The sequence below is a fragment of the Curtobacterium sp. TXMA1 genome (genome assembly GCF_020162095.1).
Lineage (GTDB): Bacteria > Actinomycetota > Actinomycetes > Actinomycetales > Microbacteriaceae > Curtobacterium.
In genome coordinates, this window is sequence record NZ_CP083910.1 from 1,372,187 (window position 1) to 1,385,842 (window position 13,656).

A 13,656-nucleotide genomic window follows, 5' to 3' on the forward strand; every position below is an offset into this window, starting at 1 on the left:
GATGGACCTGCCCGTTCTCTGGTTCGCGATCGTCGGACTCTTCTTCGTCGGGTACTTCGTCCTCGACGGGTTCGACTTCGGCGTCGGCATGTCCCTGCCGTTCCTCGGCAGGGACGACACCGACCGTCGCGTCCTCATCAACACGATCGGCCCGGTCTGGGACCTCAACGAGACCTGGGTGATCGTCGCCGGGGCCTGCCTGTTCGCGGCGTTCCCGGAGTGGTACGCCACGATGTTCTCCGGCTTCTACCTCGCGCTGCTGCTCATCCTGGTGGCGCTCATCGCCCGCGGGGTGTCGTTCGAGTACCGCCACCAGCGGAAGCACCCGGAGTGGAAGCGTCGCTTCGACCTGATGATCGTCGTCGGCAGCGCCGTCCCGGCGTTCCTGTGGGGCGTCGCGTTCGGCAACGTCGTCCGGGGCATCCCGATGGACGCCGGACACAACTTCACCGGCACGTTCCTCGACCTGCTCAACCCCTTCGCGCTGCTGACCGGGCTCGCGACCCTGATGGTGTTCTTCACCCACGGCGTCGTGTTCGTCGCACTGAAGACCGAGGGCGACGTCCGCGAGCGGGCGAAGCGCCTGGCGACCCGTGCGGGGGTCCTCACGATCGTCGTCGCTGCCGCGTTCCTGGTGGCCATGGCGTTCGTCCGCGCGACCCCGGCCAGCCTCGTGCTCTCGGTCGTCGCCGCACTCGCGCTCGTCCTGGCCGTGCTCTGCACCGCCTGGGGCAAGGAGGGCCGCGCGTTCACGCTGATGGCGGTCACGATCGCCGCGGTGGTCCTCGCGATGTTCACGGCGATCTTCCCGGACGTCATGCCCGCGTCGAACGACCCGGCGAACAGCCTGAACGTCACGAACGCCTCGAGCGGCCAGTACACGCTGACGGTGATGAGCTGGGTGGCGCTGGTCTTCGTGCCGCTCGTGCTCGCGTACCAGGCGTGGACGTACTGGGTGTTCCGCAAGCGCGTCTCGCGCGCGCACATCGACCAGGCCGCGCACTAGGAGCCCCCGGTGAAGCCGCTCGACCCCCGTCTGCTCCGCCTGTCGCGTGCCGCTCGCTGGTCCGTCGTCGCCTCGGCGGCGACGGGCCTGGTCCGCACGCTCGCGACGATCGGCATCGCGTGGGGGATCGCCACGGCGGTCACGCTCGGCGTCGACGCGGTGCGCGACGGGCGGCTCGCCGACGGGGACCTCCCCGCCGCGTTCGTCCCGACGCTCGCGCTGCTCGCCGGCGCGTTCGTGGTCCGGGCCGTCGCGGCCTGGGCGACCGACGACCTGGCTGCCCGGGCCGGCGCGACGGTGAAGAGCGAGCTGCGCGCGACCGTCCTCGCCCGCGCGGCGGAGCGCGGCCCGTCCTGGCTCGCGGAGCGGTCGAGTGCGGGCTTCGCCACGGCCCTCGGCCCCGGACTCGACGCACTCGACGCCTACTTCGGGCGCTACGTCCCGCAGCTCGCGCTCACCGCGGTCGCGACCCCGGTGCTCCTCGTCGCGATCGGGTACGGCGACCTGACGAGTGCGGTCGTCATCGTGCTGGCGCTGCCGGTGATCCCCGTCTTCATGGTCCTCATCGGTCTGGCGACCCAGGCGCTCCAGCGGCGGCAGGCGGACGCGCTCACCCGGCTCGGCGGCGCGTTCACGGAGGCGGTCGAGGGGCTCGCGACCCTCAAGGTCTTCGGACGTGCCCGTCGCCAGGTCGGGCGGATCGCCACCGTCACCGACGAGTACCGCCGCGGCACGATCGGGGTCCTGCGGCTGTCCTTCGTCAGCGGCTTCGCCCTCGAGCTCGCGGCCAGCCTGTCCGTCGCCCTCGTCGCGGTGTCGATCGGCGTCCGGCTCGTCGACGGGTCGCTCGGCCTCGGTGCCGCGATGTTCGTCCTCGTCCTCGCCCCGGAGGCCTTCGCGCCCCTCCGCCAGGTGGGCGCCGACTTCCACGCCGCCCAGGACGGGGTCGAGGCATCCGGCGCCGTGCTCGACGTCCTCGACGACCGCGGTCGCACGGCGTCGACCGGCGTCGGCGGCGAGGCGTCCGGCGCCGTGCTCGACGTCCTCGACGACCGCGGTCGCACGGCGTCGACCGGCGATGCCGCCTCCGACGCCACCGCCAGCGCTGCCACCGACCTGGTGCTCGAGGGCGTGGTGGTCCGCCGGCCGGACGTCGTCGTCGGCCCGCTCGACCTGCGCGCGGCGCGCGGCACCGTCGTCGCGCTTGCCGGACCCAGCGGCTCCGGCAAGTCGAGCCTCATCGCCGCGATCCGCGGTGTCCTGCCGCACGACGGCACGGTGACCGTGCCCGGCCCGGCGGGCACGCCCCGTGCGGACCGCACGACCTGGGGCGACCAGCGCCCGCGCCTGGTGCGCGGCACCGTCGCCGAGAACGTCGCCCTGCACACGCGACCCGACGACCACGACGTGCGCCGTGCCCTGGGCGAGGCGGGGCTCGGACTCGAGCCGGGCCTCCCGGTCGGAGCCGGGGGAGCAGGCCTGTCCGGCGGCCAGGCGCAGCGCGTCGCGGTCGCGCGTGCCCTCTACCGGGCCCGTCGCGCACGCACCCCGCTCGTCCTGCTCGACGAACCGACGTCGGCCCTCGACGCCGACGCCGAACGCACCGTCGTCGACGCCGTGCGGTCGCTCGCGGCCGACGGTGCGGTCGTCGTGGTCGCGAGCCACCGCCCCGCCGTGCTGGCCGCCGCGGACGTCCGCGTCGACCTCCGACCCGGGGGAGCCGTGACCGTGACGCACCGACAGGAGGCACGCGCATGAGCCGGGAGGCCCGTCCCACCTCCGTCCTGCGGCTGGCCCTGCCCCACGGGGCCGGTTGGGCGAAGGCGGTCGCCGCCGGCACGCTCAGTGCCGTCTGCGCGGTCGCGCTCCTCGCCGCGAGCGGCTACCTCATCACCCGCGCGGCCGAGCAGCCACCGATCCTGTACCTGACCCTCGTGATGGTCGGGGTGCGCGCCTTCGCCCTCGGCCGTGCCGCGCTGCGCTACGTCGACCGCCTCGCCGGGCACGACGCGTCCTTCCGTCAGCTCGCCGTCGTCCGGACCGAGATGTACCGACGGCTCGCACCGGTCGCACCGGCCGGGCTCGGGGCCACCGGGCGCGGCGACCTGCTCACCCGGCTGGTCACCGACACCGACCGGCTGCAGGACCTGCCGATCCGGGTGGTCGGGCCGCTCGTCTCGGCGGCCGTCGTCGCCCTGCTGTCGGTCGTCGCGGTCGCGGTGGTCTGGTGGCCGGCGGCGGTCGTCCTCGTCGTCGCCCTCGCGCTCGCCGCGCTGCTCGGGACGGTCGCGACGCTCACCGTCGCGCGTCGGTCGGACCGTGAGACGGCCGCCGAGCGCGGACGCGTGGCCGACCTGGTGCTCGACACCGTCCGGACCCTCGACGTGTTCACCGCGTACGGCACGCTATCCGACCGCCTGGCGGCCGTCGCGGCACTCGACGCACGCGTGACCCGCGCCGTCCGACGCCGGGCGACCGTCGAGTCGCTCGTCGGGGCGCTCGTCGGCCTGGTCGGCGGCGGCGCGGTCGTCGGTGTCCTCGCGGTCGGCGCGCCCGCCGTCGTGCGCGGGGCGTTGGACGGGCCGCTGTGGGCGCTCGCCGTCTTCGTGCCCCTCGCGCTCTTCGAGGTCGTCGGCGGGGTCCCGCTCGCCGTCCTCACGCTCCGACGGGTCCGCGCTGCCGCGGAGCGCGTCGAGCAGGTCGTGCCCGCAGTGCTGCCGGACGGCATCGTCCCGGAGCCGGACGAGCCGGCGGACCCGGCGGAGCTCGTCGTCGACGGGCCGGTCCGCGTCGCGCTGCGCGACGTGACGGTGCGGTGGCCCGGTGCGACGACGCCGGCGCTCGACCGGGTCTCGCTCGACCTGGAGCCGGGCGAGGTCGTCGTGCTCGAGGGACCGAGCGGCGCCGGGAAGTCGACGCTCGTGGACGCCCTGGTGCGGTTCGTCGAGCACGAGGGCTCCTACACGCTCGACGGGGTCGAGGCCCGGACGATGCACCCCGATGCAGTCCGCGCCCGGGTCGGGCTCGTGGAGCAGGACCCGTTCGTGTTCGACCAGTCGGTGCGGCAGAACCTGCTCTTCGCGCGCGACACGGCGACCGACGCCGAGCTCACCGGCGTGCTCGACCGGGTGGGGCTCGGCCAGTGGGTCGAGCGGCGCGGCGGGCTCGACGCCCCGGTGGGGGAGCGCGGCGGGCTGCTGTCCGGTGGACAGGCGCACCGGCTCGCGCTCGCCCGTGCGCTGCTGCACGCCTTCCCGGTGCTGGTGCTCGACGAGCCGACCGCCGACGTCGACCCGGACCTCGGCGACGCCGTGCTCCGCGACCTCGTCGGTGCCGCGCGGCAGGACGGTCGCACGGTCCTGGTCGTGTCGCACGTGCCGGTGCCGGCGGACCTCGTGGACCGCACGGTGCGGATGCGCGACGGGCGGATCGTCGCCGACGGGGCCGGCCACCGGACCCGGTGACCACCCGCCCGAGGTGCGGGCCGTCGGCGGGGCCGGGGCGGGCCTCCAGGCCTTGTACCCTTGGTGATCGTGACCACCGAGCACTCCACTGCGCACTCGACCGAGCACTCCGGCGCGCCCGCAGCCGTCGACCCGGACGCCTACGACTTCCGCCGCATCCAGGAGAAGTGGCAGCCCCGCTGGGAGGAGCTCGGGCTCTTCACGACCGACCTCGACGACTCGCGCCCGCGCAAGTACATCCTCGAGATGTTCCCGTACCCGTCCGGTGACCTGCACATGGGGCACGCCGAGAACTGGGCGCTCGGCGACTTCGTGGCACGCTACTGGCGGCAGCAGGGGTTCAACGTCCTGCACCCGATCGGCTGGGACTCCTTCGGGCTGCCCGCCGAGAACGCGGCGATCAAGCGCGGCGTCGACCCGGCCGAGTGGACGTACGCGAACATCGAGCAGCAGAAGGCGTCGTTCAAGCGGTACGCGCCGTCCTTCGACTGGACGACCGAGATCCACACCTCGGACCCCGAGTACTACAAGTGGAACCAGTGGCTGTTCCTGAAGATGTACGAGAAGGGCCTGGCCTACCGGAAGGACAGCTGGGTCAACTGGGACCCGGTGGACCAGACCGTGCTCGCGAACGAGCAGGTGCTGCCCGACGGCACCTCGGACCGCTCCGGCGCCGTCGTCGTCAAGAAGAAGCTGACGCAGTGGTACTTCGCCATCACGAAGTACGCCGACCGGCTGCTCGACGACCTCAACCAGCTCGAGGGTCGGTGGCCGGCGAAGGTCATCGCGCAGCAGCGCAACTGGATCGGCCGCTCGGTCGGTGCGGACGTCGACTTCGTCATCGAGGGGCGCGACGAGCCCGTCACCGTGTTCACCACGCGGCCGGACACGATCCACGGGGTGACCTTCCTGGTCGTGGCGCCGGACTCCGACCTGGCGGCGGAGCTGGTGTCCTCTGCCGAGCCCGCGGTGCGCGAGGCGTTCGACGAGTACCTGACCGCGACGCAGAAGACCTCGGAGATCGACCGGCAGAACGCCGACCGGCCGAAGACGGGCGTGCCGCTCGGACGCTGGGCGATCCACCCGCTGACGGGGGAGCGCCTGCCGATCTGGGCCGCCGACTACGTCCTCGCCGATTACGGCCACGGTGCCGTCATGGCCGTGCCGGCGCACGACCAGCGCGACCTCGACTTCGCCCGGGCGTTCGACCTGCCGGTGAAGGTCGTCGTCGACACCAACCAGCCGGTGACCGGCGCGATCCCGGTGATCCCCGAGGGCGCGACGCTCGAGGACCTGCCCGCCCTCGACCCGGTGGCGACCGGCGAGGCGCTGACCGGCCAGGGCCGGATGATCAACTCCGGGCCGCTCGACGGCATGTCGAAGCAGCACGCGATCACCGCGGCGATCTCCCTGCTCGAGGAGCGCGGGACCGGCCGGGCCGCGAAGACGTACCGCCTGCGCGACTGGCTCATCTCGCGCCAGCGCTTCTGGGGCACCCCGATCCCGATCATCCACGGCGCCGACGGCACCGAGCACCCGGTCCCGATGGACCAGCTGCCGGTGCGTCTGCCGTCCACCGAGGGCCTCGACCTCAAGCCGAAGGGCACGTCGCCGCTCGGTGGGGCGACCGACTGGGTGAACGTGCCGAACCCGGTCGACGGGACGCCGGCGACGCGCGACACCGACACGATGGACACGTTCGTCGACTCGTCGTGGTACTTCCTCCGCTTCCTGTCCGCCCAGGACGACACGCAGGCGTTCGACCCCGAGGCCGCGCGGAAGTGGGCGCCGGTCGACCAGTACATCGGCGGCATCGAGCACGCGATCCTGCACCTGCTGTACGCGCGCTTCGTCACGAAGGTGCTGTTCGACCTCGGCTACCTCGACTTCACCGAGCCGTTCTCGGCGCTGCTCAACCAGGGCATGGTGCTGTCCGGCGGCTCGAAGATGTCGAAGTCGAAGGGCGGTGTCTCGCTCGGTGACGAGCTCGACGCGAACGGTGTCGACGCGATCCGTCTCGTGATGGGCTTCGCCGGTCCGCCGGAGGACGACATCAACTGGGAGGACGTGTCACCGTCGGCGTCCGCGCGCTTCCTCGCCCGCGCCTACCGTCTGGCGCTCGACGTCACGTCGACCCCGGACGCCGTGTGGGCCGACGGCGACCGCGCCCTGCGCCAGGTGACGCACCGGTTCCTCGCGGATGCGCCGGGGATGATGGAGGCGTTCAAGTTCAACGTCGTGATCGCGCGCCTGATGGACCTGGTCAACGTCACCCGCAAGGCCGTCGACAGCGGCCCCGGTGCCGGCGACCCGGCCGTACGCGAGGCCGTCGAGACGATCGCCCTCGCCCTCGCCGTCTTCGCGCCGTACACCGGCGAGGAGATGTGGGAGAAGCTGGGCTACGAGGCGACCGTCGCCACGTACGGCTGGCGGAAGGCCGACCCGACGCTCCTCGTGCAGGACACCCTCACCGCGGTCGTGCAGGTCAACGGCAAGGTCCGCGACTCGTTCGAGGTGTCGAAGTCGATCGAGGCGGACGAGCTCGAGCAGCTCGCGCGCGCGTCGGCGAACGTGCAGCGGTACATCGGTGACCGCGAGATCGTGAAGGTCATCGTGCGGGCGCCGAAGCTCGTGAACATCGCGATCAAGGGCTGACACGGCGCCTGCGGAGCGGGTCGGGCTGACGGCCGGCTGGCAGGCCGCTCGCTGGCAGGCGGCAGTCCTCCCCAGCTGACCGGCCCGGCGGATTCCTCCACAGGAGGATTCGCCGGGCCGTCGCCGTTCCCGCGGCCGACCTACCGTGCCGGGCATGACTGCTCCGTCTCCTGGGCGGCCCGGTGGCGGGTCGTGGGTGTCCCGGTTCGCGCTGTCCCCGAGGGCGGCCGTGGTGCTGGCCGCGGTGGTGGTCGTGCTCGCCCTGGTGGTCGTGGCGATCAGCACGCTCGGTACGCACTCGTCGGTCGGTGTGACGGTGACGAGCGGTCCGTCGGTGCCGGCAGCCGGTGGTCCGGGCTCCGCGCCCGCCGCGGGTGCCTCGGCCCGGCCGAACGCGGGCTCCGGCTCCGGCGCGGGTTCCGGCACGCCCTCCGGCTCGCCGACTCCGGCGGTGGTCTCCGTGTACGTGGTCGGTGCGGTCGTCCGGGCCGGGGTCGTCGAGGTCCCCGCCGGGACGCGCGTGGACGAGGTGCTGCAGCGTGCCGGGGGTGCCACGGGCGACGCCGACCTCGCGCGGCTCAACCTCGCTCGTCCGGTGGTGGACGGGGAGCGTCTGTACGTGCCGCGGATCGGGGAGGGACCGGTACCCGACGCGCTCCGGCCGGATGCGCCGGGGGTCGGTGGCTCGGGTGGCGGGGGGTCAGGCGCCGGCGGTGCCGCAGGGGGCAGCGGCGCGGGCGGTGAGGACGCCGGTGCGGCTGTCGTCGACCTGAACACCGCCGACCAGGCGACGCTCGAGACGCTGCCGGGCATCGGCCCGGCACTCGCGGCGCGCATCCTGGCGTGGCGGGAGGAGCACGGCGGCTTCACGGCCGTGGACGACCTGCTCCAGGTCAGCGGCATCGGGGAGACGCGGCTCGCCGAGCTGCGCGACCGGGTCCGGGTCTGAGCCGTGGACGTGCGCTCGAGCGTCAGGGATCTGCGCCCGCGGGCGGCCGAACTGCGTCTCGCGGGTCCGGTGCTGCTCGCGTGGGTCGAGGCCGTGCTGCTCGTCGGGATGCCGTCCGCCGCGTGGTGGTGTGCCGCGTCGACCGCGGCGGTCGGCCTCGTCGCCGTCCTGGTGCTCGTGGTGCTCGCCCGGTCCGGCTCCGGCACCGACGACCTGGACGCCGGCCTGGTCGATCCGTCATCGGACGACCGCGGGGCGGTGGTGCGCGGTGTGCTCGGCGTCGCCCTGGTCGCCGCCGGTTGTTGTGCGCTGGTCGCGGTGGCCGTCGCGGTGGGTGCGCCAGAGCGGTCGCCGGGGGCACTCGTCGACCGGACGGGGCAGACCGTGTCCGTCGAGGTCGTGCTCACCCGGGACCTCGCCGACACCGACCGGTCCACGACGGGCACGTTGCGTGCGCTCGACGCCGTCGGCGGGCTCGGCGTCCCGGTTCGCGTGGTCCCCGGCGAGCGGCTCCGTGCGGCGGCCGGGTCGACGCTCCGCGCACGCGGGACGGTGCAGCTCGACGACGACGGGACCCCGACGGCGGCGGTGGTGTTCCTGCGCGGACACCCGTCGCTCGTGCCACCGACCGGGCTGCTCGCGCTGACGGACCGCGTCCGGCAGGCGTTCGTGACCGTGACGGACGGGCTGCCCGAACCCGGCGGCGCCCTGCTCCGCGGGTTGTCGATCGGGGACCGCAGCGGACTCGATCCAGCGACCGAGGCCGCGATGGAGACCACCGCGTTGACGCACCTGACGGCGGTGTCCGGTTCGAACTGCGCCGTCGTCGTCGCGCTCGTCGTGGCCGGGTGTCGAGCGATCGGGCTCCCGTGGGTGGTCCGGGTGGTCGTGGCCGTCGTGTTCCTCGTGGCGTTCGTGGTGCTCGTGCGTCCCGACCCGTCGATCGTGCGCGCGGCGGTGATGGCGGTCGTCGTGCTGGCCGTCCGGCTCGCCGGCCGACCGCTCCGCGGCGTCCCGCTGCTGGCGCTGACGGTGCTCGGCATGCTGGTGGTGGACCCCTGGTACGCCAGGGCTCCGGCGTTCGCACTGTCGGTGCTCGCCACGGGCGGCATCATCGTGCTGGCCCCGCCGCTGGCCGTGCTGCTCGCCGAGCGGTGGGGCCGGGCGGTGGCAGCGGCCGTGGCGATCCCGGTCGCGGCACAGCTCGCGTGCTGGCCGGTGACGGTCCTGCTCGCCCCGTCGCTGCCGACCTACGCCGTGCCTGCGAACCTGCTGACGGAGCCCCTCGCGTCGGTCGTCACGGTGACCGGACTCCTCGCCTGCCTGCTCGCTCCGGTGTGGCCCTGGGGTGCCGGGGTCGTCGCCCACGTCGCCTGGGCGCCCGCCGCGGCGATCGGCGCGATCGCCCGCGGTGCGGCCGCCCTGCCCGCGGCGACACTCGACTGGCCGGCCGGACCGCTCGGCGCTGCGGCGGCCGGGACGGCCACCACGGCGGTGGCCGCTGCCGTGGTCGCGGAGCGCCGCCGACGGACATCGGCGCTGGTGGCCGCGGGGGCAGTCGTCGCGATCGGCCTCGGGGTCGTGGCGGTCCCGCGGCTCGTCGTGCGGGCGACCGTGCCCGGGGACTGGTCGGTCGTGGCGTGCGACGTCGGCCAGGGCGACGCCGTCCTGGTCCGCGACGGTGCCGGGCCGGTCGCCCTCGTCGACACCGGGGACGACGAGGACGAGCTGCTGCGGTGCCTCGACCTGCTCGGGGTCGACCACATCGACCTGCTCGTGCTCACGCACTTCGACCGCGACCACGTCGGCGCGGTCGGGGCCGTGGCGGACCGGGTTGCGCGGGCGCTGGTCGGTCCGATCGGACGGCCCGAGGACGACCGGGTCGTCGAGGAGCTCGACCGGGCGGGCGCCGACGTCCGGACCGCCGACGACGGGACGTCGGGCACCCTCGGTGCCCTGCAGTGGCGGATGGTGTGGCCGCCCGCCGGTTCGCCCGACTCCGGCAACGACGCGAGCCTCGTCCTCGAGACGATGCGCGACGCAACGTGCGCGGCGTGCGTGACGGGGGTGTTCCTCGGCGATCTCGGGGAGCACGCGCAGCGGCGGCTCCGACCGATCGTGGAGTCGCACCCCGACGTGGTGAAGGTCGCCCACCACGGGTCCGCCGACCAGGACCCTGCGCTGTACCGACAGCTCGCGGCGCCCATCGGCCTCATCGGCGTCGGCGCCGACAACACCTACGGGCACCCGACGGCGTCGGCGCTCGACGCCCTCCGCGCGGCGGGGACGACCGCGTTCCGCACCGACGAGCAGGGCACCATCGTGGTCTCGCGCTCGGCCGACGGCGCGCTGCAGGTCTGGACCGAGCGGGAGCCGCCGTCGTCGTCAGGGTCTGCGTCGGTGGCGGCCCGGACGATGGCGGCCGCGTCGGTGGCGGCCCGTAGGATCGGACCAGGCCCCGACCAGCTCGCCCCGGAGCCGACGGAAGGAACGCATGCCCGCCAAGAAGCCCACGCGCGCCGCCGCCAAGATCGACCAGGTGCCGTGGTCCGGCGTCCGACCGGCACCCGTCGTGCTCGTCACCGGGCCCGAGCAGTTCCTGGCCGAGCGCGCGAGCAGCGTCCTCCGTGACCTGCTCGTCGGCGAGGACCCGGCGCTCGAGGTGCACGACCTCGAGGCGGACCAGTACGCACCGGGCCTCCTGGCGACGCTCGCGAGCCCGTCGCTCTTCGGTGAGCCGCGACTCGTGCGGGTGACGAACGTCGAGAAGTGCACCGACGCCTTCATCACCGAGACGATCTCGTACCTGCAGGCACCCGCCGACGACGTCACGTTGGTCCTGCGCCACGGCGGCGGTGTGCGCGGCAAGAAACTGCTCGACACGATCCGCAGCGGGGTCGGTGGGGGCGTCGAGGTGCAGTGCGACGAGCTCAAGCGCGACACCGACAAGATCGACTTCGTCAACGCCGAGTTCCGGGCCGCCCGGCGGAAGATCGCGCCCTCGGCGGTCCGGACGCTCGTCGCGGCGTTCTCGGACGACCTCGCGGAGCTCGCGGCCGCCTGCCGACAGCTGCTGGCGGACGAGGCCGAGGAGATCACCGACCGGACCGTCGACAAGTACTACGGCGGCCGCGTCGAGACGAACGCGTTCAAGGTCGCCGACATCGCACTCTCGGGTCGCTCGGCCCCGGCGATCGTCGAGCTGCGGCACGCCCTCGCGACGGGGGAGGCCCCCGTGCCGATCGTCGCCGCGTTCGCGAGCAAGATCCGCACGATGGCGAAGGTCAGCGCCTTCCGCGGGACGAGCGGTCAGGCGGCGTCCGCGCTCGGCATGGCGCCGTGGCAGGTCCAGCGTGCGCAGCGCGACGTCGCGGGGTGGAGCGAGGCGGGGCTGGCGAACGCGATCACGAGCATCGCGGCGGCGGACACCGCGGTGAAGGGCGGGTCGCGCGACGCGCACTACGCGCTCGAGGTCATGGTCCGGACCATCGCCCGACGCGGCGAGGAGCGCTGAGGCGGGACGCGCCTCCCGGATCGAGCCACGGACCCGACACCGGACCAGCGGGCGGTGCTGGTTCGATGTCGCATCCCTGGTCCGTCGGCACCGCGCCGTGCTCGCAGCGCCCACCGGGACGTGCGCGCGGCGCGACGCGCACGTGCCCGTGAACGACGAGAGCCCCGCACCATCGGTGCGGGGCTCTCGTGCAGGTGTCAGACGCTCAGAGCGCGGAGACCTTCTTGGCGATGGCCGACTTGCGGTTCGCCGCCTGGTTCTTGTGGATGACGCCCTTGCTCACGGCCTTGTCGAGCTTCTTCGACGCGAGGGCCAGGGCCGCGACGGCCTTGTCCTTGTCGCCGGCGACGACGGCCTCGTTCGTGTGACGGATGACCGTCTTGAGCTCCGAGCGGTAGGCCTTGTTGCGCTCCTGGGCCTTGAGGTTGGTCTTGATGCGCTTCATCTGCGACTTGATGTTCGCCATGCGTGTTGCTCCTTGTTCGTCTGCTACGGGTGATCGCGACGTCGGGTAGAGGGGCCCTCTGTCGCATCGCGTTCCACCCGTGGGCGGGGAACGCGGAAGCCAGCCACCGACTCTACCAGCAGACCCACTGACGGCCAAAGCCCCGACGCGCCGGACGAGCAACGCACCGGACGAGCGACGCACCGGCCGAGCGCCGCGTCGGTCGAACGACGCGCCGGACGATCGTCACGACACCGGACCGGCCGTCGAGCGGCGGAAACGACACCGCAACACGGACGGGCTACCGTGACGAGGTGCCCTCACTCGCCCCACGCATCGACTCCGTCCCGGCCTCCGGCATCCGCCGCGTCTACGAGCAGGCCGCACTGCTCCGCGCGGACGGCACCGACGTCGCGATGCTCGTGATCGGCGAGCCCGACGTGCCCGTGGCCCCGCACATCGGCGAGGCCGCCCGCCGCGCGTGGACCGAGGACCGCACGGACTACACGCCGAACGGCGGCATCGCGCCGCTGCGCGAGGCGATCCGCGACAAGCTCCGCCGCGAGAACCGCATCGACGTCGACGTCGAGCAGGTCTGGATGACGATCGGCGCGACGCAGGCGCTGTTCCAGGCGATGACCCTCGTGCTGAGCCCGGGCGACGAGGTCCTCGTGCCGGACCCCGGCTACACGACCTTCACGATGAACGCCCACATCATCGGGGCGACCCCGGTGCCGTACCGGCTCGAGCCCCAGCACGACTTCGAGCCGGACCTCGGGGCGCTCGAGGCGAGCATCACCGAGCACACCCGCGCGATCGTGGTGAACTCACCGTCGAACCCGCTCGGCTCGGTGTTCGGCGAGGAGACCCTCCGAGCCCTGCTCGCCCTGGCGAAGCGGCACGACCTCTGGGTGATCAGCGACGAGGTCTACGAGTACTTCACCCACGGCACGCGCCACGTCAGCATCGCGTCGCTCGACGAGGACGACCGGGTCTTCACCGCCTTCTCGCTGAGCAAGACGTACGCGATGACCGGCGTCCGCGTCGGCTACCTGGTGACGCCGAAGGGCATGGGGCCGACGATGCGCACGACGCAGGAGGCCATGATCAGCTGCGTCGCCGAGCCGGACCAGTGGGCGGCCCTCGCGGCGATCGTGGGCGACCACCAGGCCGTGCAGGACGCGCGCGAGCACTACCGAGCGAACCTCGCCGTCGCGAAGGAGGTCCTCGACGCGGCGGGCATCCGCTACCTCGACCCGCGCGGCGCCTTCTACCTGTGGATCGACGTCTCGCACGCCTCGCATGGCGACGTCGCCGAGTGGGCGCTCGCGTTCCTGCACCGGGAGCACGTCGCGGTCGCGCCGGGCAGTGCGTTCGGCCGCTCCGGCGAGGGCTGGGTCCGGGTCTGCCTGGCGGCGACCGTCGAGGACCTGCGCCGCGGCCTGGGCGCACTGCCCGCGCCCGTCTCGGTGACCGTCTGACGGACGGGAGGCCCGTGGCGATCCCGCCACGCGCCTCCAGACAGTCCTGCACACCGTCGCGGTCCGTCCGCGCCTCCACAGGTCGGCCGCCGGTGCGCGCTGCCCGCGTGCAACCGTGGGACAATCGTTCGACCGCACCGAC

General features: G+C 73.6%; 9 protein-coding genes. 8 read left to right on the forward strand and 1 reads right to left on the reverse strand.

The features are described from left to right. Position 1: 1 nt before the first annotated feature. The 7 genes from cydB (at position 2) to holA (ending at position 11,588) form a co-directional block, all read left to right on the forward strand. Positions 2-1,006 (forward strand): cytochrome d ubiquinol oxidase subunit II, encoded by a 1,005-nt coding sequence (cydB, locus tag LCG91_RS06515; protein ID WP_224442879.1) that lies wholly within the window; start codon positions 2-4, stop codon positions 1,004-1,006. A gap of 9 nt (positions 1,007-1,015) precedes the next feature. Continuing rightward, positions 1,016-2,764, forward strand: coding sequence for a thiol reductant ABC exporter subunit CydD (gene cydD / locus LCG91_RS06520; protein WP_224442880.1), 1,749 nt, complete (start codon positions 1,016-1,018; stop codon positions 2,762-2,764). Further along, positions 2,761-4,470: a thiol reductant ABC exporter subunit CydC gene (cydC, locus tag LCG91_RS06525; protein WP_224442881.1), complete on the forward strand. Its 1,710-nt coding sequence runs from the start codon at positions 2,761-2,763 to the stop codon at positions 4,468-4,470. Before cydD ends, cydC begins: the two co-directional genes overlap by 4 nt. 69 nt (positions 4,471-4,539) lie before the next feature. Beyond that, positions 4,540-7,125, forward strand: coding sequence for a leucine--tRNA ligase (gene leuS / locus LCG91_RS06530; protein ID WP_263480179.1), 2,586 nt, complete (start codon positions 4,540-4,542; stop codon positions 7,123-7,125). Positions 7,126-7,279: 154 nt separating this feature from the next. Next, entirely contained in the window at positions 7,280-8,074 is a 795-nt protein-coding gene (locus LCG91_RS06535) for a ComEA family DNA-binding protein (protein ID WP_224442882.1), read from the forward strand. Positions 8,075-8,143: 69 nt separating this feature from the next. After that, a complete protein-coding gene (locus LCG91_RS06540; protein WP_224442883.1) occupies positions 8,144-10,705 on the forward strand; it encodes a ComEC/Rec2 family competence protein in 2,562 nt (853 codons plus the stop codon). Further along, positions 10,614-11,588 carry a DNA polymerase III subunit delta gene (gene holA / locus LCG91_RS06545; protein ID WP_224443106.1) on the forward strand — a complete coding sequence of 325 codons (975 nt, stop codon included), beginning with the start codon at positions 10,614-10,616 and terminating at the stop codon, positions 11,586-11,588. Before LCG91_RS06540 ends, holA begins: the two co-directional genes overlap by 92 nt. A gap of 205 nt (positions 11,589-11,793) precedes the next feature. Here the strand turns inward: holA and rpsT are convergent, their stop codons facing one another. Next, on the reverse strand, positions 11,794-12,054 hold the full coding sequence (gene rpsT / locus LCG91_RS06550; protein ID WP_058729393.1) for a 30S ribosomal protein S20: 261 nt from the start codon (positions 12,052-12,054) through the stop codon (positions 11,794-11,796). 293 nt (positions 12,055-12,347) lie between these two features. Between rpsT and LCG91_RS06555 the strand changes: the two genes are divergently transcribed. Then, entirely contained in the window at positions 12,348-13,514 is a 1,167-nt protein-coding gene (locus tag LCG91_RS06555) for a pyridoxal phosphate-dependent aminotransferase (RefSeq protein ID WP_224442884.1), read from the forward strand. The last annotated feature ends 142 nt before the right edge of the window (positions 13,515-13,656 follow it).